General features: G+C 66.8%; 20 protein-coding genes. 12 read left to right on the top strand and 8 right to left on the bottom strand.

What is annotated here, in order from left to right; translation table 11 throughout:
* Positions 1–58: 58 nt before the first annotated feature.
* The 7 genes from FHW84_RS07280 to FHW84_RS07250 all read right to left on the bottom strand — a co-directional run bounded on the left by FHW84_RS07280 (position 59) and on the right by FHW84_RS07250 (position 8,365).
* Positions 59–3,187: a TonB-dependent receptor gene (locus FHW84_RS07280; RefSeq protein ID WP_243867973.1), complete on the bottom strand. Its 3,129-nt coding sequence runs from the start codon at positions 3,185–3,187 to the stop codon at positions 59–61.
* 459 nt (positions 3,188–3,646) lie between these two features.
* Entirely contained in the window at positions 3,647–4,285 is a 639-nt protein-coding gene (locus tag FHW84_RS07275; RefSeq protein ID WP_167253961.1) for a glutathione S-transferase family protein, read from the bottom strand.
* A 95-nt stretch (positions 4,286–4,380) separates the two neighbouring features.
* On the bottom strand, positions 4,381–5,589 hold the full coding sequence (locus tag FHW84_RS07270) for an autotransporter domain-containing protein (protein ID WP_167253959.1): 1,209 nt from the start codon (positions 5,587–5,589) through the stop codon (positions 4,381–4,383).
* 214 nt (positions 5,590–5,803) lie between these two features.
* Entirely contained in the window at positions 5,804–6,187 is a 384-nt protein-coding gene (locus FHW84_RS07265) for a YciI family protein (RefSeq protein WP_167253956.1), read from the bottom strand.
* Between the two features lie 131 nt (positions 6,188–6,318).
* Positions 6,319–7,020, bottom strand: a complete 702-nt coding sequence (locus FHW84_RS07260) for a DUF4440 domain-containing protein (protein ID WP_167253954.1) — start codon at positions 7,018–7,020, stop codon at positions 6,319–6,321.
* On the bottom strand, positions 7,017–7,757 hold the full coding sequence (locus FHW84_RS07255; protein ID WP_167253952.1) for an AraC family transcriptional regulator: 741 nt from the start codon (positions 7,755–7,757) through the stop codon (positions 7,017–7,019). Before FHW84_RS07255 ends, FHW84_RS07260 begins: the two co-directional genes overlap by 4 nt.
* A gap of 107 nt (positions 7,758–7,864) precedes the next feature.
* Positions 7,865–8,365: a DUF1440 domain-containing protein gene (locus tag FHW84_RS07250; RefSeq protein WP_167253951.1), complete on the bottom strand. Its 501-nt coding sequence runs from the start codon at positions 8,363–8,365 to the stop codon at positions 7,865–7,867.
* A 146-nt stretch (positions 8,366–8,511) separates the two neighbouring features.
* Here FHW84_RS07250 and FHW84_RS23475 point away from each other — a divergent pair, with 146 nt between their 5' ends.
* The 3 genes from FHW84_RS23475 (at position 8,512) to FHW84_RS07235 (ending at position 11,258) form a co-directional block, all read left to right on the top strand.
* Positions 8,512–9,624, top strand: a complete 1,113-nt coding sequence (locus FHW84_RS23475) for a histidine kinase (RefSeq protein WP_167253949.1) — start codon at positions 8,512–8,514, stop codon at positions 9,622–9,624.
* Entirely contained in the window at positions 9,621–10,382 is a 762-nt protein-coding gene (locus FHW84_RS07240; protein ID WP_167253947.1) for a LytTR family DNA-binding domain-containing protein, read from the top strand. Before FHW84_RS23475 ends, FHW84_RS07240 begins: the two co-directional genes overlap by 4 nt.
* A gap of 297 nt (positions 10,383–10,679) precedes the next feature.
* Complete coding sequence (locus FHW84_RS07235; RefSeq protein ID WP_167253944.1) at positions 10,680–11,258, top strand: hypothetical protein; 579 nt, start codon at positions 10,680–10,682, stop codon at positions 11,256–11,258.
* A 136-nt stretch (positions 11,259–11,394) separates the two neighbouring features.
* On the opposite strand, the gene FHW84_RS07230 is transcribed toward FHW84_RS07235, so the two are convergent.
* Complete coding sequence (locus FHW84_RS07230; RefSeq protein ID WP_167253942.1) at positions 11,395–11,982, bottom strand: GrpB family protein; 588 nt, start codon at positions 11,980–11,982, stop codon at positions 11,395–11,397.
* Between the two features lie 93 nt (positions 11,983–12,075).
* On the opposite strand from FHW84_RS07230, the gene FHW84_RS07225 reads away from it, so the two are divergent.
* From FHW84_RS07225 to FHW84_RS07185, 9 genes are all read left to right on the top strand, one after another.
* Complete coding sequence (locus FHW84_RS07225) at positions 12,076–12,684, top strand: PadR family transcriptional regulator (protein ID WP_208399694.1); 609 nt, start codon at positions 12,076–12,078, stop codon at positions 12,682–12,684.
* Between the two features lie 5 nt (positions 12,685–12,689).
* Positions 12,690–13,193, top strand: coding sequence for a hypothetical protein (locus FHW84_RS23210; RefSeq protein WP_167253940.1), 504 nt, complete (start codon positions 12,690–12,692; stop codon positions 13,191–13,193).
* On the top strand, positions 13,183–13,809 hold the full coding sequence (locus FHW84_RS23205) for a DNA-3-methyladenine glycosylase (RefSeq protein ID WP_167253938.1): 627 nt from the start codon (positions 13,183–13,185) through the stop codon (positions 13,807–13,809). The genes FHW84_RS23210 and FHW84_RS23205 overlap by 11 nt, the downstream gene beginning before the upstream one ends.
* A gap of 371 nt (positions 13,810–14,180) precedes the next feature.
* Entirely contained in the window at positions 14,181–15,026 is an 846-nt protein-coding gene (locus tag FHW84_RS07210; RefSeq protein ID WP_208399692.1) for a hypothetical protein, read from the top strand.
* 6 nt (positions 15,027–15,032) lie between these two features.
* Positions 15,033–16,289, top strand: coding sequence for a DUF4785 domain-containing protein (locus tag FHW84_RS07205; RefSeq protein ID WP_243867972.1), 1,257 nt, complete (start codon positions 15,033–15,035; stop codon positions 16,287–16,289).
* Positions 16,290–16,574: 285 nt separating this feature from the next.
* On the top strand, positions 16,575–17,669 hold the full coding sequence (locus FHW84_RS07200; RefSeq protein ID WP_208399691.1) for an exopolysaccharide biosynthesis polyprenyl glycosylphosphotransferase: 1,095 nt from the start codon (positions 16,575–16,577) through the stop codon (positions 17,667–17,669).
* A gap of 87 nt (positions 17,670–17,756) precedes the next feature.
* A complete protein-coding gene (locus FHW84_RS07195; protein WP_243868016.1) occupies positions 17,757–18,788 on the top strand; it encodes a polysaccharide biosynthesis/export family protein in 1,032 nt (343 codons plus the stop codon).
* A complete protein-coding gene (locus FHW84_RS07190; RefSeq protein ID WP_167253932.1) occupies positions 18,785–19,237 on the top strand; it encodes a low molecular weight phosphotyrosine protein phosphatase in 453 nt (150 codons plus the stop codon). The genes FHW84_RS07195 and FHW84_RS07190 overlap by 4 nt, the downstream gene beginning before the upstream one ends.
* Complete coding sequence (locus FHW84_RS07185; protein ID WP_167253930.1) at positions 19,234–21,450, top strand: GNVR domain-containing protein; 2,217 nt, start codon at positions 19,234–19,236, stop codon at positions 21,448–21,450. The genes FHW84_RS07190 and FHW84_RS07185 overlap by 4 nt, the downstream gene beginning before the upstream one ends.
* The last annotated feature ends 60 nt before the right edge of the window (positions 21,451–21,510 follow it).

The following is a 21,510-nucleotide window of genomic DNA, read 5'->3' as shown; positions in this document are numbered from 1 at the left end:
GTTTTCCTTCTGGAAAAGAACAGGGGCCGGGTGATGCACCCGGCCCCGTCGTTTCTGCTTACCGGTTGCTGTCTCCACCGAACTTGTAGGTCACGCCCAGGTAGTACTGCCGGCCCGGATACATCAACTGGACCAGGCGCGCGCGCGTGTCGCCACCGAGGTAGGTGTGCGGCGTGGCCTTGTTGAAGTTGATGATCGACGCGGTGACCATCAAGTGCTTGTTGATCTCGTAGTCGCCGTTCAGATCGATCTGGTGATACGGCTGCGCATAGATCGGCAAGCCCGCGGCCAGGCCCTGCATGGTGCGGCCCGTCCAGTTCTCGCTGGCGCGCAGCAGCAGGCCGTGCTTTTCGTAGAACAGCGAGATATTCGCCGCGTACTTCGCGCTGCCGATCAGCTCCGCCTTGCCCACCTGCGTGTCGCCCAGCGTCACCGCGGTTTCGTTGGTCTTGTTGAGCGTGTAGTTGGCGATATAGCCGAAGCCCGAGTCCCAGGTGTGCTGCGCGTAAAGCTCGATGCCCTTCGACGTGCCGGAGCGGCCGTTGGCATTGGTGCTGTACTGGCGGAAGTTGGTCTGGGTACCGCCTACGTTCACGTCGATGTTGTTGACGGTGACCGGGACGACGAAATTCTTCACCTTCTTCTGGAACAGGTCGATGCCGACCACGCCGTGGGGGGCGTAGTACCACTCGCCGGCGAGATCGAACTGGGTGGCGGTGAAGGGTTTCAGCTCGGCGTTGGCGCCGGAGCCGTACCAGCCCGGCAGCGGCGCGCCGAACTGCTTGCGGTCGTTGTAGTAGTCCTGCGTGTTGTTGGTGAGCTGGCCGAGCTGGGCCAGGTCGGTGTAGTTGGCGCGTGCCAGCGCCTGCGAGCCGGCGGCGCGCAGGACGAACTGGTCGGCGATGGTCCAGGCGACGTTGAAGCTCGGCAGGAGCTTGTTGTAGCGCTTGTTGGTGGTCGAGTTGGTGAAGTTCTCCACCACCGCCACTTCGCGCGGCAGGTACTGGAAGTCGCCCGGCGCGCACTTGCCGCCGCCCGCGTTGATGCCCGAGGCCGGGCAGATCAGGATGTTGCCGCCGGCATCGTGGTAGTACACCGCGTTGTTGGTGGTGACCTGGTTGGCGACCGTGAGGTCCTGCTTGGTGGAGACGAAGCGCAGGCCGACGTTGCCGCGGATGGTGCCCGTGTCGAAATTCGCCTGCACGTAGGCGGCGGCGATCTTCTCGCCGATCGACGACTTGTTCTGCGGCTTGTTGTAGATCACCCGGTCGTAGGTCGAATTGAGATGGTTGTAGTACGCCGGGAAGTTGATCGCCGGGAAGATGCTGTCCTCGTAGGCATGGTTCGCGCCGTTGAGGTAATTGGGCAGGAGGAAGCTCGCCGGCAGCTGGCCCGCGGTCGGATCGCAGGTCTGGAACTGCGAGGTGGTGCCTTTGCAGTACCAGCGCACCTCGTTGCTCTGCTGTTCGGCATTGGCATCGCTGTACTTGGCGCCGAACTGCAGCGACTGCAGCCACGACGACTCGAACGCCCAGGTGAAGTCCGCTTGCGCGAAGTTCTGCGAGGTGCGGGTATTGACCATGTTGGAGCCGGTCGAACCCAGGTCGACCTGGCCCGCGCCGGCCAGCATGTTCTGCAGTACCGACTGGTCGGCGACGATGCCCGGCTCGCCGCTGAAGGTCCAGGCCGCGCCGGTGCTGCCGTCCACCCACTGGCCGTTCACGAAATTGCGCGGCTTGGCCGCCATGCCCAGTTCGATGGAGGGGCCGCCCTTGGCCCAGGTCCGGCCGACGTTGAACGAGCCGCTGAGGCTGCCGCCGTTATCCCATTCGCCTTCCAGGTTGAGAGTCTGCGAGGTGGCCTTCTCGACGGAGTAATTGCCGTTGAGCCACGGGATTTCCGTCGAGCACACGTCCACCGCCTGGCGGGCGGCGCCGGTGACCGGGTTCACCGCGGCATTGCATCCGACACCCGCCGGCGGCAACACGTAGTTCGCCCCCGTGACGATCGTGCCGGACTTGTCGAAGGTCAGGCCGTTGGGCGCGAGCAGGCGGCCGTTCTGGTCGGCGTAGTTGCTGTTGTTGGGCAGGCCCCACTCGGGAATTTCCAGGGTGTTGGTGATCTGGGTCTGCTGGCGCTGGAAGCGGAAGTAGTTGCCGGTCAGCAGGAAGTGGTCGCTCGGCTTGAACTGCATCGTGGCCTGGGCGCCCTTGGTCTTCAGGGTCAGGTCGTTGCGGCTGGTGGCGAACTGCTGCGGCATCCAGAAGCCGTTGGAGACGTGCCCGGCCTGGTCGACGACACCATTGCCCCACAGGTCGATGTTGTTGTTGACCGCGGACGGATACGGCCTGCCGTTGACGTTCACCGGCGGCTGGGTGCAGGTGGTGTGGTCCGTACAGTTGTCCGACCACCAGTGCCAGCTGGTGGCATCGGCTTCGTAGGTGGTCGCCTGGCGCTTCTGGTAGGAGCCCGCGACGAGGACGCCGAAGGTTTCGTCCTTGTTCTTCCACGACCACAGCGCGGAGACCTGCGGTTCCGTCTTCGAGCTGGTGTCGGAGCTGGCGGCGGTGCCGGAGATGAAGCCTTCGTTCGCCGCCATCTCCAGCGGACGGCGCGTGCGCAGGTCGACGTTGCCGCCGATGCCGCCTTCGTCCAGGCGCGCTTCAAGGCTCTTGTAGAGCTTGATGTCCGCGAACATGTTGGCCGGGAACAAGGTGTAGTTGAACGAACGCGAGAGGCCCGCCGAGGTGTCGGCCGACGCCACGTAGTTGCCGTTCAACTGGGTCAGCGTCAGCTCGGGCGCGAGGCCGCGGATGCTGACGGTCTTGCCTTCGCCCGACTCGCGGCTGATTACCACGCCGGGTACGTGCGCCAGGGCATCGGCGATGTTCTTGGCCGGGAACTGCGCGATGTTCTGCGCATTGATCACTTCGACGATGGAATTGGAATCGCGCTTGTCCTGCATGTTCTGGTCGACCGACTGGCGGAAGCTGGTGACCACGACCGTCTGCAAGGTGGTGGGGTTGCGGTTGTCCCCATTCTTGTCCTTGCCGGTTTTCTTCTCGTCGGTACTGCTGGATTGCGCGCCGTCGGCGGCCTGTTGCGGTTGCGCCGCCGGTGTGGCGGCAGGCGTCGCGGCAGCTGCGGCCGGCTGTGTGGCGAAGGCTGCCGTGGGTGCGTTGCCCATGGCTAAAGTGGCTAAAGCGAGTGCGATGTACAGCGGTTTGCGAGTGAACACATGCGACTGGTAAGTCATTGCTCTCCCCTACATGGTGCGCGCCGTTTTGCATCGGCGCGGATATCCCCCGTTCGATCACGTGCTGCGGATGCGCGTTTGCCCTCCTCTGTCATTGGATCGATTGAAACTAACGGCGCCGGAAAAGCGTCAGTTCCGTCGTCTCCGCGGCATGAACCGAATCACGCTTTATTTGGATCGATCTAAATCCCCGGGCGCCAATTAAGGCGCTGAACGGGCGAGCTGTCACGCTGCGTCGCAAAAAGTTGAGTGGGAAGCCCCAGGGGTTTCAGGCGGCTAGATGGCCGCCTGAGAAAAACTCTTGGCCCTCATTCCGGCGCAGGCCGGAACGACGCTGTCTCGCATGGTTGCGCCAGGTTGGCGGTACGGAGAGTGGCAGATCACCGCGCCTCAAGCCGCGTTGATCGCCAACTGCGCCGCAAACGCACGCTGATACGCCGGCCGCGCCTCGCCCCGCGCGACATAGGCTGCCAGACTCGCAAACTCATCCAGCATCCCCGACGGCCTCAGCCTCAACAACACCGACACCATCAACAGATCGCCCGCGCTGAATGCGCCATCGAGCCATTCCGCATCGCCCAGGCGGGCGGCCAGCTGATGCAGCCGCTGGCGGATGCGCTCCTGCACCAGGGGCGTGCGCTCCTTGGACCAGGGCTTGTCGCCCTCGATGATCCTGACGGTGACCAGATCCAGGATCGGCGGCTCCACCGAATTGAGCGCCGCGAACATCCAGGTGATCGCACGCGCCCTCGCATGCGCATCGCGCGGCAGCAGCTGCGCATGGTGCTCGGCGATATGGAACACGATCGAACCGGTTTCGAACAAAGCCAGCCCGTCTTCCTCGTAGGTGGGAATCTGGCCGAACGGATGCAGCCGCAGATGCGCCGGCTCCTTCATCGCCTTCGGTGAAACCAGGCGCACCTCGTACGGCAGCCCCGCTTCCTCCAGCGCCCAGCGGACACGCGTATCGCGCGCCAGTCCCTTGCCGCCGTCGGGCGACTTCTCGAATGCGGTAATGGTGATGCTCATGGTTGGCTTCCTCCGTGCAAAGGTTGTAGTAAGCGCACCCTGCACGTGGTGCCTAAGGGCGATGGTCGTCCGGCCACCACCCTTAGGCACACGCCTCAGAAGCGCACCGACATCGCTGCTGTTACGTTCTGATCCACCAGGCGCTGGCTGCCGGCCTGGCCGGTATAGCTCAGCGAGAACACGGCGTCCGGCGCCAGCGTGAAATCCAGGCCGGCATCGAGCACGCCGACGTTGCGGCTCACCACCAGCCCGTGCAGGCCATACGCGCTGCCGCCCGCGCGGAAGACCAAGGCGTGGTTGACGTCCACATCGCCCGTGGCGTGGCGCCAGGCCAGGCCGGCGCGTGCATTCACCGCCACCGTGCCGAGCTGGAAACTGTCCGCCACGAAATGCACGCCGAGCGTGGAGTACGTCACGTCCGCGTCGTGGCTGCCGCCGGCCAGCGCCGCGGCGCCGCCGGATTCGCGGAACGACTCGAAGTTCTGCCGCACCTGGGCCAGCTGCAGATACGGCTGCAAGGTGCTGCCGCCCCAATGCACGCCGTAGCCGAGTTCGCCGAAGACCTGCGCGGTATGGCCGTAGTAATCCGTGCCGAGGTGCGCCGCGGCGAGCCCGGGCACCTGCACGAAGCGGTCGGTGGCGATGTCGTGGCGCACGTACGCCGCGCCCAGCTTGAGCGTGAACGCACCCCACTGCGTGCCCGCATACGCGCCGTAGGTGGTGTCGTGCGTGGTGGCGGTAGAGTCGCGGCTGTCGGCGTCGATGCGCGCATGGTCGTAGCCGAACAGCAGGCCCACGCGCCAGCGGTTGTCGAAGATCAGCGTATCGACGCCGCCCATCACGCCGCCCATGTCGCGCGAGATGGCGCCGGCATTGCCGTTGTTGCCCTGGTGGCTCCAGCCGCCGGCGGCCTGCGCCCACAGATGGCTGCCGTCGGCGCAGCCGGCCGCGCAGGAAAGCCGTGCAAAAGCCGCGTCCCGGGCGAAATGGCTGTCCTCGATCATCTGCGTGCCGACCGCGGCGTGGATCTCGCCGGAGAGGCGATCGTAGGCAGCGCCGGCTGCGGCGGGATCGGCAGGCCATTGGCTTTGCAGCGAAGTGCGCAAGGCGCTGCGTGCGGGCAGCGATTGCAAGGCCTTCGCCACCGCCACCTGGTTGGACGAACCGGCAGCGACGAAAGGCTGGCTCTGCGCGAGGGCGCCGGTCAACGGCGCGGCGGCCAGTGCGGCGCCGATGGCCAGCACGTGGCGGATGCGCCGGGCGCCAGCCCGCGGCGCGCCGGGATTACGGTTGCAGATATTCATGCAAAGCTCTCGATGATCGCCACCGGGCGTGGCAACCACCGAGTATCTGCATCGCCTTGCAAATTTATGTGTGCATGGGGCCGATACGATCGCGCTTCGTGCAATGGCACACACTCGCGGTTTCAGAGCGGTACATACATGGCTGCGGCGATACCGCGCCCCATGCCGATTTGGCCCGGGGCGATCGCAACCCATAGGCGCATACCTGAACATGTCAGGCGTCCACACCCAGGCCGAGATCGTCCATCTCGTACAAGGGCCGGATCTCGATCTCGCTCGGCCCCGGCATCGGATTGGGGCAGCGCTTCACCCACGCCACCGCTTCGTCCATGTCCTTCACCTGCCACAGCCAGAAACCGGCCACCAGCTCCTTGGTCTCGGCGAATGGCCCGTCGATGACCAGGCGGCCCGCGCCGTCGAAGGCCACGCGCTTGCCGTCCGAGGAAGGCCTGAGGCCATCGCCGGACAGCATGATGCCGGCCTTGGCCAGCTCATCGTTGTAGCGGTCCATCGCCTCGAGCATCCGCATGTTCCAGGCCGTGGGCTTGAAGCCCTGCTCGCTGTCTTCGGTCGCCTTGACCAGCACCATCACGCGCATCGCCGTTCTCCTCGATTTGCGGCCGGCAGATCGGCCTTACACAGGAGCGACGAACGAGCCGGGCGAAAATCGACATCGCAAACTATTTCGATGTTCGGCGCGTTGGCAGGCGTGGCCCTCGCCGCTCCGGGCTAAGGTAGTCTTGCCCAGCTCACGTCATGCCCTTCGCGCCGCAGGGCGAAAGCCACCACCTTGCCCTGCCCGTCGCGCCGGAATACCAGGCGCTTGCGCGGTTGCCCTTTGAGGAAGAACACGTCGGCGGCTTCGGCCAGCAGCGGCTGCAGCGTGCCGCCCTCGGTGCCGCCCAGCAGAGTGCCGTGTTCGATGCGCACGACGTAGCGCAAGTCCGGCGCCGCCTGGTAGCGGCCCGTGTACTCGGCGAGTTTTGCCGCCGGCAACGCGATCGCCGGTGGATCGTCGTTGACCACATAGACGTGCGCGGAAGCCAGCTTCCACTCGTTCCGTTCGAGCCGCCAGGTTTCGGTCATCAGGTAATGCGCCAGCAGCGCCTGGCCGTGGAACATCTCGCGCTCTTCGTCCCGGTGGATGACGAAAGCGCTGTCGCCATGCCGTTGCACGCGGTAATCGGTGATCGCAATGGAACCGCTGACACCATGCGGCAGCGGCACCAGCGAGGTGAGGAAGGCCTGGCGGTCCATGATCGTGCCGTTCTCGTCGACGTAGATGGCGTCGCCCGCCAGCGTGCGTTCCCACAGTGCACGGTCGCCGGGGGCGATGGCGTCCAGCAGCGCCTGGTCCTTCGCTCGCAGCGTGGTTTCGAGCGGAGCTTCGGCGGGGCCGGCCAGGGCAAGAGCGAGCAGAAGAGTGATCATTCCGGCAGCTTGGCGCCGCCGTTCGCGCGCGTCTTGAACGAATGTGACCTGGCGCGCCAGGCCGTCGGCGTGGCGCCGGTCAGGCGTGTTATGGCACGCGTCATGTGCGCCTGGTCGGCAAAACCGCAATCGGCGGCGATCTCCGCCAGCGGCTTGCATTCGCCGGTGATGCGCAGCCATGCGGCGCGTGCGCGCGCATCGGCGCGGAAGCCGCTGGGCGATACGCCGTACAGGCGGGCGAAGCCGCGCGACACCGTCTCGCGCGCAAGGCCCATGTGCTCGGCCCATGCGTTGATCCGCGGCGAATCCGTTTGCATCAAGGCAGCGGCGAGGACGTCGGCGGGGTCTTCCATCAGCGCTGGCCGCATGGGCCTGTACGCAAGCTGCTCGCGCAGGGCCACGGCCGCTTCCACCACGTCGCGCTCGGCCAGGCGCGCCAGCATGTCCACGTCGCAGCCGGCATGGACGCCGCCGCATCCCGCGTCGCGCGGCCAGGCAAGGCGTAGCACGGTCAGTCCGGCGCTGAGCATGCGGTCGGCATGGCAATCGAGCGTGGGCTGCACCAGGACGTCGCCTGCCGCGACGCGCATGCGCCCGGCGTAGCCCGATTGCTCGAAGCGGCCGCGCAACAGCACGGTGGCGTAGGCTTCGTAGTGCTGGTGCCGGGGCGGCGCATAGCCGGGCGCGAGACGTTCGATGCCGCGCCTTGCCATACGAAAGCCGTGTGGGGTCGCCATGCGTCGCACCTCGCGCGTTCTAGCCGCTCTATAGCAACGGTGGCGTGCGGCTGGAAGTGCGGGTCGTCGTGGGGCGCGGCGGCCGGGCCTGGCTTGCCCGCGCCGTATCAACCATCCATCGCCATGGCGACTTTCCGCAGCGGCGGCTGCCTGTAACGCGCGGCCAGCAGCGCGATCGGAATACCCACCAGCACGATATGGCTGAACCATTGTTCGCCCAGGCTGACCATGCTCACGCGCTGCAGGATCGCCGGCCAGCGCAGCGGCAGAACGATCAGGTACATCACGCACCACAGGCCCAGGCCATAGAGGCTGCCCGCGATGAAAGGATGCCGCACGGCCCACTCCCGCCGGCGCGCCAGCATCACATAGCCCCAGACCATCACGCTCATGATGGCGAAATGCAGCAGCACGCCCGCCAGCATGCCCGCCAGACCCGCATTGCGCGCCCCGGGCCAGACGCCAGAGGCGATGGCGAACAGCACGCCGAGCGGCGGGTGGCCTTCGAGCATGGCATAGACGAAGGCCGAACCCAGGTCCAGGAAACCGGCGATCAAGGTCGCCTTGATGATGAGCCGCTTCGACTCGTTGTATGCATCGTTCGCCATCGTGTGCTCCCGCATTCCAGGCCAGACCCCTCGCTGGAGTCGGCCGGCAGGCTAGCAACCGTGCCGGCGGTGCAGTTGCGCTTTTCGGCGAACGGACCGCTTGCGGCCGTCAACCGGTACGCGGATGGCTTCCACGCATACCTGGCGTGGCGCAAACTCTGCTGCCCATGACGGAATCCATCGATCCCAGGCAGCGCCCCCGGTTCTGGCTGATCCACTTCGGTGGCTGGCTGGGCTATGGCGTGGTCAGTGCGCTGGGCGCGCTGCCCTATCGCAATGTTTTTCCGGTGCTGATGTATTTCCTCGGCACCACGGCGATGGCATTTCTGTGCAGCCCGGCCATCCTCGCCATCAGCCATCGGCTGGCGGTGGCGAAGGCTTCATGGCCGCGCACCTTCGGCATCGTCATCGCCTGCGCCTATGCGATGGGCATCGTGTGCTCGACCACCGGCGCCGCGCTGGAAACGGCATTCGGCCATCCGCCGGCGGAGTCGGCGCATTGGTATGCGGTGGCCTTCGTCGGCTTCGCCAACGCCTTCAGCCCTACGCTGATGCTGGTGGCGTGGGCCGCGCTTTATCGCGGTGCCTGGCATTGGCAGGAAGCGCAGCAGCGCGAGCGCCAGTGGCTGCTCACCGAAACGCTGGCGCGCGACGCGGAGCTGAAGGCATTGCGCTACCAGATCACGCCGCACTTTCTGTTCAACACGCTCAATGGCGTGTCCACCCTGGTCGGCGAAGGCGAAACCAGTGCGGCGCGGCGCATGATCGCGCTGCTGGCGGACTTCCTGCGTTCGACCCTGGAGCCCACGCGGCAAGGCGACGTGAGCATGGCCAAAGAACTGACCCAGGTGCAGCAGTACATCGAGATCGAGCAGATCCGCCTCGGCGCGCGCCTGGCCGCTACGGTGCAGTGCGATGCAGGCGTGCTGGATACGCCGGTGCCGCACCTGCTGCTGCAACCGCTGGTGGAGAACGCGATCCGCCATGGCATCGCGCCGTTCGCCGAAGGTGGCAGCTTGTCGCTCAGCGTGACGGGAGATGGCGAGGTCGTGCGCATCCTTATCCGCAATCGTGCCGAGGGCATGCTGAGCAAGCGTCCGGAAGGCGGCGGACTGGGATTGGCGAACACACGTGCCCGGCTTGCCGCGCGGTACGGCGATGGCTGTCGCTTCGCCGCGCAAGGCACGCCGGATGGTGGCTGGGAAACGCTTATCGAGATCCCGCGGCTTGCGGGTGCGGCTGCAGGTCCGGCGGCATGATCCGCGTGCTTATCGTCGATGACGAACCGCTGGCGCGCCGCGGCGTGCGGGTGTGCCTGCGGCGGGTGCACGACGTCGAGATCGTCGGCGAAGCGGACTCCGGCGAGAGCGCGCTGGAGCGGATTGCCGCCCTACGCCCGGACCTGCTCTTTCTCGACGTGCAGATGCCCGGCATGGATGGCTTCGGGATGTTGTCGAAGCTCGATCCTGCCGAGCTGCCGCTGGTGATTTTCCTCACCGCCTACGATGCCTATGCGCTGGAAGCGTTCCGCGTGCATGCGCTGGACTATCTGATGAAGCCGATCGACGACGACCGCTTCGACGAAGCGCTGCGGATCGCTCGGCACCGCCTGCACGAGCAACGGGCCGGCGAGCAGGTCGACAAGCTGCTGCGCCTGTTGCACGCCGGCGCGTCGCCCGGCGATGCATGGCTGACCCGCTTCGAGGCCAGGCAGGGCGGCCGCACGCTGTGGATACCCGTGGACGAGGTCGACTGGATCGAGGCCAGCGGCGATTACGTGATCCTGCACTGCGGCCCGCGCATGCACATGCTGCATGCGCGCATGGATGGGATCGAGCAGCGTCTCGATCCTGCGCGCTTCGCACGCATCCACCGCTCGGCCATCGTCGCGCTCGAGCGCGTGCGCAGGTTCGCCCTGCTGCCGACGCGCGACGCCTTGCTCACGCTGGCCGACGGCACCGAGCTGCGGGTGAGCCGGCGGTTCCGGCATCGGTTGCGGTTGGACAGCATGGGATGACTGGACGCTCCCGCTGAAGCGACCGCGCTCACGCCGACGTCTTCGTCACTTGGCAAGCAGCCCGTTTTCACACCCGGTTCGCGGAATGCCGCAGCACCCATGGCGCGATGCGCGCAGGTAATTCCATTTGCAGTATTAACAGCGGGCCGCCCGGATCGGACGATTTATATCCGCATGGTCGACCGGCCATTGGCGGCTACAAGCTTGCATGTGTTTCTCAATAACCGCTGCGGACCCGCCGGAGCGCCCGCGATCCGCACGCTTCCTTCCGCCACGGCGCGCCAGAAGGAGATCGCCATGTTCATAAGCACCCTTTCGTCCCGGGCATGGCTCGGGCTTCGCCTGGCACCGATCGTCATTGCCTGGCTTGCGGTTATCCTGGTGTTATCGACACCCGTGCGGGCCCAAGCCGCCAACCTGGTCAGCTGCACCGGTACGGAGACCGTGAGCTTTGCGCCCGGCCTGACAAATACGCCGCACCCGCTGACCGTCACCACGGCGGACAACTTTCCGGTATGCATTCATGCCTCGGCCCCGATCTTGATGCCCGCCACGGCCCAGGCGCAGATTTCGCGCACGGCCTCGTGCCTGGATCTGCTTGGCGGCGGCCCCGGTACGCGCGTGCTGCATTGGGCGAACGGCCAGACCAGCACCTACAGCTTCGTCAGCAGCGCCAATGTGGTGAACGGGAACATCGTCACCGTATCGACCGGCACGATTACCGACGGTCTCTATAAGGGCGCATCCGCCACCGGGAATGTCGTACTGACTCCGCTGCTGGCAAACGGCACCCTGAATTTGAACGACACCTGCAACTCGGCGCAAGGGATGATCAGCGCCAGCGGCACGTATATTTTCAATGTATTGCCACTCTAAGGGCGATCTGGCTTGAACGATGGACTTATGGTCCCGCGCCACGCTTATGCGGCGCGGGATCTGCAATGCCAGTCGTGCCGCAAAGCGGTGGTGCATCGTGCCTGCCCGCCGATCCTCGTTGAGGATTCCGCGTATCTCAACTGCCGGTATTCACGCGGCGAACCTCGCGCAGGTCTTCGGCGCGGCAGCCTGCCTCGCTCAGGATGGTGAGCAGGAAATCCGTCTTGCCCATGCTGTAGCGGAACGGCTCGTAAGGGTATTGATCCGCCAGCCGCAGTTTCAGCTCGCCATAGGCTTGCGCGGTGCCCGGATGGGCGCGCAGGTAGTCGCGCACTTTCAAATGATTTTCCAGCGCCACGCCGCCGCGCACGCAGGCATACAGGTGATGCGGCGGCGAACCCGGCGGCGGTTCGAACGCCTCGCGGTCTTCGATGCCCAGGTCGCCGACGTGCAGATAGCCGATCCCGGCCAACCGCTCGATCGTCGCCGCCATGCCGGCGCGGGACGGCACGATCACGTCGATATCGATGATCGGCTTGGCCGCCAGCCCCGGCACCGAGGTGCTGCCGACATGCTCGATGGCGATGGCGGCGTCCCCGACCGCGGCCTGGATGCCTTGCCGCAAGCGCTCGAACTGCTGCGGCCAGGCGGGATCGTAGGCCTCGACCAAGACGCGCCGGCGCAGCAGGTCGGGGGCATCGGATGCGGGTGGGTTCGGGGTCATGGGTCGGCACTATAGGCCAAATAGTTGATGCTGACTAGTTGATCTCAACCAAAGAGCCACCGACACTGCCCCACGGCAGCGACAGGAGGCCCGGTGAGCAGTCGAAAAGTGTCCAATCCGCTGGCTTTGGCCGTCATGGCCTGGCTGCTGACCGGCCCGATGCATCCCTACGAGCTGGGCAAGCGTCTCAAGGACACCGGCAAGGACCGCAACATCAAGTACAACCGCGGCTCGCTCTACATGGTGGTGGAGCAGCTGCTCAAGGCCGGCTACATCGTCGAGCACGAAACCCTGCGCGATACCTCGCGGCCCGAACGGACGGTCTACGCCTTGACCACCCTGGGCCGGCACGAGCTCTACGCATGGATGCGCGAGTGGACCGCCACGCCCCAGCACGAATACCCGCAGTTCGGCGTGGCGCTGTCGCTGTTGAGCGTGATGGAACCCAGCGAAGCCGTGGAACTGCTGCTGCAGCGGCAACGCGCCATGCAGGCGCAGATCGAAACCATCGAGTCGATGTTCGACCAGGCCAGGCGCGACAACGTGCCATGGATCTTCCTGATCGAAGAGGACTACCGGCTTGCCCTGCTGAAAGCCGAGTACGGCTTTATCAGCGAACTCGCCGAGTCGCTCAACCGCGCCGACTATCTCGAAACCTGGCAAACCTGGAAGGCTTCGCTGGGCCAGGGCCAGGACCCGTAGCGCGCATGAAACCGCCGAAATATTCGCTGCCGGAAATCGAACGGCGCTGGCTGGTGGAACCCTCGCGCCTGCCCGAGCTCACCCGCCTGCCCTGCCGACGCATCGAAGACTGCTACATCGAGCAAAGCCTGCTGCGCCTGCGCCGCATCGAGGCGCCGGATGGCGAGGTGGTCTACAAGCTGTGCAAGAAATACGGCCGCGGCGATACGCTGGCCAATCCGATCACCAACCTCTACCTGTCGCCGGACGAATATCTGGCGCTCCGCGACCTGCCAGGCCTGCGCGTGCACAAGCAACGCTACGCCCTGGAGGGCGGCGCCATCGACATCTACCTTTCATCACCCGCGCTGGCGATCTTCGAGATCGATTTCGACAGCGAACAGGCGGCGGCGGACTACGTTCCTCCACACTTCGCCGGCAGGGAGATCACCCACGACAGCGCGTATTCGGGCGCTGCACTGGCAGCGCGTTTCACATCGGATCCAAGGGACGAAACGCGTGGCCCGTAAAGCTACATCGATCCACTGGCCCGGCACGCCGCTGCCGCGCGCATTCTTCGACCGCCCTTCCATCAGCGTGGCACCGCTGCTGCTCAACAAGATCTTCGCCGCCGCCGATGGCCGCGCCGGCCGCATCGTGGAAGTGGAAGCCTATGCCGGCGCCGTCGATCCCGCTGCGCACACCTATCGCGGCAAGACCCCGCGCAACGCGACCATGTTCGGCCCGCCCGGACATCTGTATGTGTACTTCACCTATGGCATGCACTGGTGCGCCAATTGCGTATGCGGTCCGGAAGGCGCCGGCGGCGCCGTGCTGATCCGCGCGCTGGAACCGCTGCACGGCCTGGCCCGGATGCGTGCGGCGCGTCCGCGTTGCGCACTCGATCGCGACTTGTGCCGCGGCCCGGCGCGCCTCACACAGGCACTGGGCATCGACGGCGAACAGGACGGTGTCGACCTGGTGAGCGCCAAGGACGGCTACACCGTCGTCGACGATGGCGTCGCGCCGCCAGCCGGCATCGTCGGCGGCCCGCGCATCGGCATCAGCGTCGCCAAGGATTTCCCGTGGCGCTGGTACGTGCCCGGCAATCGCTACGTCTCCGGCACGGCAGCGCAGCGCGCCTGAAGACCTTCGCCCGCCGGCGCGCTTCGTTCAAAACGTTCGAAACGCGAGAACTTGCAGAATCACGGCCTGCTCACGCCGCCCCCGCAGTTGCGGCACCTTGCGTGCGTGACATGTCGCTGCAACGAAGATAGCCGCACCGCTTCACAGAATCCGTGGCGATCCGCCGGCTAGATTCCCCGCGCTCAGCCCTACGTCCGCATGGAAGCCGGCACCAGGCATCGCCGCCATCGCTCTCCATGCGCGCCCGGCTCGCAGGCGCGCCGTTCCCGACGACACCGCTCGTCCCGCACGGACGCCATACCCGCGCATGGCTGCACGCCATGCGCCCACTCAAGGAGGGAACTGACGTGCGACGTTCGATCGGAACTTTGATGGGAATCCTGCTGCTCGGCCTGGCCTGCGCCACGGCCCATGCAGCCACCGGCGTAGCCCTGGTGCACGGCACCGGCAAGCAGACCGACGCGGCCAACGACTACTGGCAATCGGCCATGGTCGAAGGCGTGCGCAACGGGCTCACCGACAAGCAGAACCTGCTCGTCGTCAACTGCGACTTCGAACAATACATGTGGGACAACCGCGCCGCCGGCTGCCTGGCGCAGCAGCTCACCGACTTCATCAACGCCCGCAATATCGACCGCCTGATCGTGATCACGCATTCCAACGGCGGCAACGTGATGCGCTGGATCCTGTCCAATCCCACCTACGACGCACGCTATCCGAACATCATCCGCCGCATCGTGCGGGTGAATGCGATCGCACCGTCCAGCGCCGGCACGCCGCTGGCCGATGCGGTGATCAACGGCAACGTATTCGAGTCGGCGCTGGGCTGGCTGCTCGGCTACCAGAACGACGCCGTGCGCATGCAGCAGGTGAGCTGGATGGCCACCTACAACCAGCAGAACCTGCTGGGTACCGCCGGCCGCCCTGCGCTGCCGGTGGCTTTCCGCGCGGTGGTCGGCACCGACGTGACTTCGGCCGTGTGGAACGGCGACAGCTACTGCGGCGGCTATGCGCAGAGCGTGGGCCTGGAGATCACGCAGAACTGGCTGGACAGCTGCTCGGACGGCTTCATCAACTGCAGCAGCTCCTCCGCCGCCGGCAGCGTGTGGTTCCGCGATACGCAGCGAACCAGCGGTGGCGCGGTGCTGAACCACAACCAGAGCCGCCGCGCCTGCTTCGGCCTGGAATCCATCCTCGCCAACGACATCAAGGGATAAGCCGCCATGCGCATTCGACCGATGATGCTGGCGCTGCTCGCCGGCGCCCTGCCCCTGTCCGCCTTCGCCGCCACGCAGAACCTGCTGCCCGCGCAGGCCGGCGACCTGGTGCCCGCCCTGGTGCATGCCCGCATGGCCAGCCCCACCGCCGCGGTATCGAGCCGGCTCGCGCCGGCCGCGCCGCAGGTGCATGAAGAGCGGCAGCCGATCCAGGTGAGCTGGGCACTGAACGCCACCGAATCGCTGCAGGCCACGCCGCAGGCGGTGCGCCGCGAAAGCCGCGAATACTGGCGCGAAGTGAGCGACACCGAACTGCAGCGCGGCGTCGATCTTGCCACCACCGCACCCGGCGCGATCATCCGCCTCAGCCCCGGCCAGGGCGGCACGCGCCTGCAGCCGGCCGACCTGCGCCTGCAGGTGGGCGGCAAACGCTTCGACGGCAATGCGGCCACGCGCCACGTCGCCGACACCGCGCAGTTGCAGGCCGCCGGCATGGAGGCCACCGATGCTTCGATGGCGCTGCAGCTGCGCACGGAACTGGGCGCCGGACGCACCACGCTGCAGGCACCGAAGGCGCACGGGCGCTACGTCGTCTATGTCTACGAACCGCAGAGTCCTCTGGTAGTGGAAGCGCAGGCCGATCGTCCCGAGCTGCTGCTCGGCGGCAACCTGCAGGTGGCGCTGAACTTGCGCGACGGCGCGCAGCAGCGCGCACTGAGCGCCGCCACCGGCGTGCTGCGCTCGCCCGACGGTGAAACCACGCCGTTGAGCTTTCAACGCCGCAGCGACGGCAGCTTCGTCGCCATGGCCACCCCGGCGAAGCAGGCTTCCATGCCCGGCCTGTGGGAAGTGCAGAGCACCCTGACCGGCACCGATGCCAACGGCCGCGAGGTGCGCCGCAACGTCAACACCGCGGTGGCGGTGGCGGTGCCCGATGCGCGCTTCATCGGCAATGCCGAACCGCGGCGCGCCGGCGATGGCGGCGTGGATATCGCACTCGGTGTCGACATCCGCAGTAGCAGCCGTTATGCGGTGTCCGGCGTGCTGTACGCACGCGGCGGCGACGGCCAGCAGATTCCTGTGGCCTATGCGCAGTCGGCTGCGTGGCTGGAAGCAGGTGCCGGCGAGCTGCGCCTGCACTTCGATCCGGCGAGCCTGCACGGCGTGGCACCGCCGTACGAGCTGCGCGACCTGCGCCTGCAGGACCAGCCCGCCATGGGCCTGGTCGAGCGGCGCGCCAGCGCCTTGCGTTTCTCGCTGTAAATGCACAAGGCCGGGAATGGCTCGTCCATTCCCGGCAAAGTTCCATCCACTGCCCTGAAATATCCAAGCAAGATCATGACGCCGGAATAATCCAGTTAAGCGCGCCAAGCTCGTCGGCCATCCTGTGGAAATCGGGGAACTCCTATCCCCGCCAACCGCTATTCCACAGGATTGCCCGTCGTGCTGCCTCCGTCCCCAGCCTGGATATCGACCCTGTCCGGTGGGCTGACCGCGCAGCTCCCTGGCTTTGCCGCGCACGGTGCCGCCGCAAGCTCTGCGGCAATCGTGGCACCCGCATCCGCGGACAAGCTGGGGCTGTTTCTCTGCGTCGCCCTGCTGGCACTGATGGCCAACCTGCTTGTACGCAGCATCAGGCGCTCGCTCGCCCAGGGCCACGCCCCGCGTCGCGTCATCGTGGCCGGCGATATCGCGCATCTGTCGCGCTGGTCGGCACAGCATCCCACGCTGCTGCAGCGCTACCGCCCGGTGGCGGTGATCGGCGTGGACGAATCACGCGGACCCAGCGAGCCATTGCAGGGCATTCCCGTCCTGCATGGCATGGAGATGCTGCAGGACTTGGCCGCATGCCGGCAGTTCGACGAGTTATGGCTCGCCCTGCCCATCCTCGCCACGGATGCAGTGCGCGACTACCTCAAGGCGATGCAGCACTATTTCGTCAATGTGCGCCTGCTGATCGACGCGCGCGACATTCCGGTATTCAACCCCACCGGCATCACGCTGGGCGACTACGCCTTCATCGACCTGGTGGCCTCTCCCCGGCGCCGCGCGATGCACTGGTTGAAACCCGTGTTCGACCGCGCCTTCGCCGCATCGGTACTGGTGCTGCTGTCGCCGCTGCTGCTGGTGCTGGCCGCGGCGGTGAAGGCGACTTCACCGGGGCCGGCCATCTTCAGGCAGCGGCGTCAGGGACTGGATGGCCGCGAATTCACCATCCTGAAGTTCCGCTCCATGGCCGCCCATGCCGAAAGCGGCGGCAGCCTGACGCAGGCCGGCAGGAACGACATGCGCGTCACCGCGCTGGGCCGCTTCCTGCGCAGGACCAGCCTTGACGAGCTGCCCCAGTTCTTCAATGTGCTGCGCGGCGAGATGTCGCTGGTGGGACCGCGGCCGCATGCGCTCGAACACGACCATTTCTATCGCAGCCTGATCGACGGCTACATGTATCGCTACCGCATCCGTCCCGGCATGACCGGCTGGGCGCAAGTGCATGGACTGCGCGGCGAAACCGCCAAGGTGGAAAGCATGGCCCAGCGCATCGCCCTGGATCTTTTCTATATCCAGCATTGGTCGTTCTGGCTCGACCTGAAGATCGTCGCGATGACGATCGCCAAGGGCTTTACCGACAAGAACGCTTATTGAGCGGACGGCCGCCGCGTCCACCACGGAAACCACGCTATGTTTCGCTGCAGATATCTCGTTCGCGCGGCCGCTGTTGCCGCCGTGGCCATGGCCGGCGGCTGCGCCTTCGCGCCGGGCATGCAGGCGGATGCCGGCATGCCGCCCGTCGTCACCATCACGGCCCGGATCGACGAACTGCAGCAGCATGCCGCCGATGCCGGCCCGGCCGAGCAGGTGCTTGCCCTGACCGCCGCACCGGCCAGCACCGGCTACGCGATCGGACCGGGCGATGTCCTCGCCATTAGCGTGCTCCATCATCCCGAACTCGCCTCGCCGGCCATGCGCGGCGACGCTGTGGCGGCCAAGGCGGAAGGCTTCGTGGTCGATGGCCAAGGGCGGCTGTCGTTCCCCTATGCGGACTCCCTGCCCGTCGCCGGAAAAACCGTGGAGCAGGCGCGCGATGCCCTGGCGGCGGCGCTGTCCCGCTTCTTCCACGCACCCCGAGTGAATCTGCGCGTGCTGGAGTACCGAAGCCGGAAGATCTACGTCGCGGGAGCCGTGCGTTCGCCGGGCAAGCAGGCGATCACCGATGTGCCGATGACGCTCGCCCAGGCGCTGTCCGACGCGGGCGGCCTGTCGCCGAGTGGCGATTCCAGCTGGATCTGGCTCTATCGCGACGGCCAGGCTTACCGCCTCGATCTCCCTGCGCTGGGCCGCCACGGCATCGGCTCGGAACGCATCCATCTGCGCGACCAGGACCGCATCCGTATCGACGAACGCATGGATCATCCGGTCTTCGTCGCCGGCGAGGTGGGCGCGCCGCGCCCCCTGCCCTTGCATGGTGGTTCGCTCAGTCTCGGCGAAGCGCTCGCCGAGGCCGGCTCGATCAGCCAGGTGTCGGCCGACTCGCGCAATGTCTATGTGGTGAGGCTGGAGAACGCCGCGTCGACGCCCACGGTATATCGCCTCGACGCCAGGACCCCGGTCGGCCTGGCCCTGGCGGCGCGCTTTCCGCTGCGACCCAACGATCTGGTCTATGTGCAGCCATCCGGCCTGGTGCGCTGGAACCGGGTGATGAACCTGCTGCTGTCCAGCAGCATGGTGCTCTACAACAGCCGGCGCGCGGGGGACGACCGATGATCCGCAGCGTGCTGTTCGTCTGCGTGGGCAATCTGTGCCGCAGCCCCATGGCCGCGTGCATGGCGCGCCACGCCATGCCATGGCTGCATATCGATTCGGCTGGCCTGCGTGCGCCGCCGGCACAGCCGGCGCATCCGCTGGCGATATCCGCCATGGACGACTGGGGCGTCGATCTTTCCGCGCATCGCACCAAGCGTCTGACCCGCGAACTGGCCAGCCGCCACGACCTGATCCTGACCATGGACGAGATGCTGCGCGAGCTCATTCACCAGCAGCATCCGTCGCTGCGCGGGCGCGTACAGCTGATGGAGAGTGCACCGATCGCCGATCCTTATGGCCAACCCCGCACCGCCTTCGATGCATGCCGGCGCCAGCTTGCCGGCGCAGTCGAGGCCTGGACGGCGCGCCTGGCGTCGTTGACCGCGCCGCCGGCGGGAGCGGCGCGATGAGCGCGTCGACGCGCGACACGGCCGGCGCACCCGCCGAGGCGGTCGACCTGATCGCCCTGCTCGACATGCTCTGGCGCGCGCGGGCACTGATCGGCAAGACCGTGCTGGGCGCGTTCGCGCTCGGCCTCGCCTATGCCTTGCTCGCCACGCCCATTTACCGCTCGGAGCTGATGATCCAGATCGACAGCAATGCCGGCAGCGTGAGCAACCAGCTGCTCGGCTCGCTCAGCGATTTTCTCGGCGTGAAATCCTCGGACGACGCGGAGATGCAGATTCTGCGCTCGCGCCGCGTGATCGGAGCGGCGATCGACGACGCCCGCTACGACATCGTCGTCCGGCCCCTGCGCCTGCCGCTGCTCGGCCACCTGTTCGCCGGCCGTGCGGGCGTGGCAGCGCCGCGGCCCGCGCTGGGCGGCTACGTGTGGGGCGAGGCATCGTTGCGGGTTGATCGCTTCGATCTCCCGCGCGCCCTGTATGGACGGACGTTTACCGTCACCGCACTCGCGCAAGGGCGTTACCGTGTCGCCGTACCGGGCATGGCGAAGCAAGCCGCCGGCGTGGCGGGGGCGCCGCTGCGGCTGGACACTCCGCTGGGCGTGGCGATCCTGCAGATCGGCTCGATCGATGCCGCGGAGAATTCGCGTTTCGAGCTGCAGCGCCAGCCGCGCCTGAAGGCCATTGCCGACGTGCAGGAACGCATCGGCGTCATCGCCAAGGCCAAGGACGCCGGCGTGATCACGGTGACCCTGGACGGTGCCGACCCGGCGCGCACGGCGCGCTATCTGAATGCGCTCGGCGACGCCTACGTGCATTTCAACAGCGCGCAGAAGGCCGAGCAGGCGCAGAAATCGCTGGATTTTCTGCAGCAGCAATTGCCTGCGCTCAAGCGCGAACTGGAAACCGCGGAAGATGCCTTGCTGGCCTTCCGCGACCGGCACGAAGTCATCGACCTCGGCGAAAGCGCCAAGTTGAAACTCGGCCAGATGGTGGCGCTGCAGACCCGCCTGAGCCTGCTCGGGCAGGAACGCCGCGCACGATTGCAGGACCTTCAGCCCGGACACGAAGCGATCCAGGCCATCGACAGCCAGGCCGGCGGGTTGACGCAGGAGCTGCAGATGCTGGAAACCCAGGTGAAGACCCTGCCGGATACCGAACAGGCGCTGATGCGCCTGACCCGCGAAGCCAGGGTCAGCGCCGAACTCTATACGGCCATGCTCAACAGCGCGCAGCAGCTGCGCCTGCTCAAGGCCGGGAAAGTCGGCAACGTGCACGTCGTCGATGCCGCCGACGTGGAAGAGAAGCCGGTCAGGCCGCGCCGCGCGCTGGTCGTGCTCGGGTCCCTCGTGCTCGGCCTGATCGCGGGCATCGCGGCAGCGTTCGGCCGCGCGCTATGGCGTGGGCCCGTCACCGATCCGCGCGAACTGGAGCGCCGCAGCGGGAACGCCGTCGTGTCGCTGCTGCCGCTGCGCCGGCAGCCTGGGCGCCATCGCTGGAGCTGGCGCGGACCTTCCACACCGGAACGGCCGCTCGCGCTTACGCATGCGCACGACCCGGTGGTGGAAAGCCTGCGTGGCCTGGCCATCGAGCTGCAGCTCAAATTGCTGGAGGCACGCAACAACGTGGTGATCGTCACCGGCGCCACGGCCGGCATCGGCAAGTCCTTCGTCGCCGCGAATCTCGCCATCGTCCTCGCACAGGCCGGCCGGCGGGTGCTGCTGCTGGATGGCGACCTGCGCCGCGGCGCGCTGGCGGAGGCCTTCGGCCTGCGCACGGCGCCGGGCATGACGCAGCAGCTGCGCGGCGATCTTCTGCTGCCGCCGGGCGTCATCCAGCACAGCGGCATCCAGGGCCTGGACGTGATCGGTGCGGGCGCCAAGGTCAAGGATCCGATCGAACTGCTGCACCGGCCGCGCCTGCCGTCGTGGCTGGCGGCCACCGCGGCCGCGTACGACATCGTGCTGGTCGATACCGCCCCGGTCCTGCCGGTCGCCGATGCCGTCCTGCTGGCCCGGCAGGCCGGCCTGGTCTATGCGGTGGCGCGCTATGGCGTCAGCAGCGAAGCCGAGCTCGCCGAAATGCAGGCGCGCCTCGATCGCGCGGGCGTGCCGCTGGCGGGGATCATCCTCAATGGCATCCAGGCCGACCTGCGCAATGCGGCCTATGGCAGCTATCGCTACAGCTACGAACCGCAAGCGGGCGAGGCGACGGCATGACGTCGGCCGCCATCGATCCGCGCCACGCGCCCGTGCACCGCCGACGCTCCGGCAGCTTCG

Source organism: Dyella sp. SG562 (assembly GCF_011759495.1).
Classification (GTDB): domain Bacteria; phylum Pseudomonadota; class Gammaproteobacteria; order Xanthomonadales; family Rhodanobacteraceae; genus Dyella_D; species Dyella_D marensis.
The sequence above is the reverse complement of the archived record's forward strand: the minus strand, read 5'-3'. Positions and strand labels throughout refer to the sequence as shown.

Coding starts and splice junctions, on each gene's coding strand:
- FHW84_RS07205 (WP_243867972.1), top strand. CDS start 15,033: ATGCGCATTCGACCGATGATGCTGGCGCTGCTCGCCGGCGCCCTGCCC.
- FHW84_RS07235 (WP_167253944.1), top strand. CDS start 10,680: ATGTTCATAAGCACCCTTTCGTCCCGGGCATGGCTCGGGCTTCGCCTG.
- FHW84_RS07190 (WP_167253932.1), top strand. CDS start 18,785: ATGATCCGCAGCGTGCTGTTCGTCTGCGTGGGCAATCTGTGCCGCAGC.
- FHW84_RS07275 (WP_167253961.1), bottom strand. CDS start 4,285: ATGAGCATCACCATTACCGCATTCGAGAAGTCGCCCGACGGCGGCAAG.
- FHW84_RS07270 (WP_167253959.1), bottom strand. CDS start 5,589: ATGAATATCTGCAACCGTAATCCCGGCGCGCCGCGGGCTGGCGCCCGG.
- FHW84_RS07195 (WP_243868016.1), top strand. CDS start 17,757: ATGGCCGGCGGCTGCGCCTTCGCGCCGGGCATGCAGGCGGATGCCGGC.
- FHW84_RS07260 (WP_167253954.1), bottom strand. CDS start 7,020: ATGATCACTCTTCTGCTCGCTCTTGCCCTGGCCGGCCCCGCCGAAGCT.
- FHW84_RS07210 (WP_208399692.1), top strand. CDS start 14,181: ATGGGAATCCTGCTGCTCGGCCTGGCCTGCGCCACGGCCCATGCAGCC.
- FHW84_RS07230 (WP_167253942.1), bottom strand. CDS start 11,982: ATGACCCCGAACCCACCCGCATCCGATGCCCCCGACCTGCTGCGCCGG.
- FHW84_RS23210 (WP_167253940.1), top strand. CDS start 12,690: ATGAAACCGCCGAAATATTCGCTGCCGGAAATCGAACGGCGCTGGCTG.
- FHW84_RS07250 (WP_167253951.1), bottom strand. CDS start 8,365: ATGGCGAACGATGCATACAACGAGTCGAAGCGGCTCATCATCAAGGCG.
- FHW84_RS07265 (WP_167253956.1), bottom strand. CDS start 6,187: ATGCGCGTGATGGTGCTGGTCAAGGCGACCGAAGACAGCGAGCAGGGC.
- FHW84_RS07240 (WP_167253947.1), top strand. CDS start 9,621: ATGATCCGCGTGCTTATCGTCGATGACGAACCGCTGGCGCGCCGCGGC.
- FHW84_RS07255 (WP_167253952.1), bottom strand. CDS start 7,757: ATGGCGACCCCACACGGCTTTCGTATGGCAAGGCGCGGCATCGAACGT.
- FHW84_RS07280 (WP_243867973.1), bottom strand. CDS start 3,187: ATGGGCAACGCACCCACGGCAGCCTTCGCCACACAGCCGGCCGCAGCT.
- FHW84_RS07185 (WP_167253930.1), top strand. CDS start 19,234: ATGAGCGCGTCGACGCGCGACACGGCCGGCGCACCCGCCGAGGCGGTC.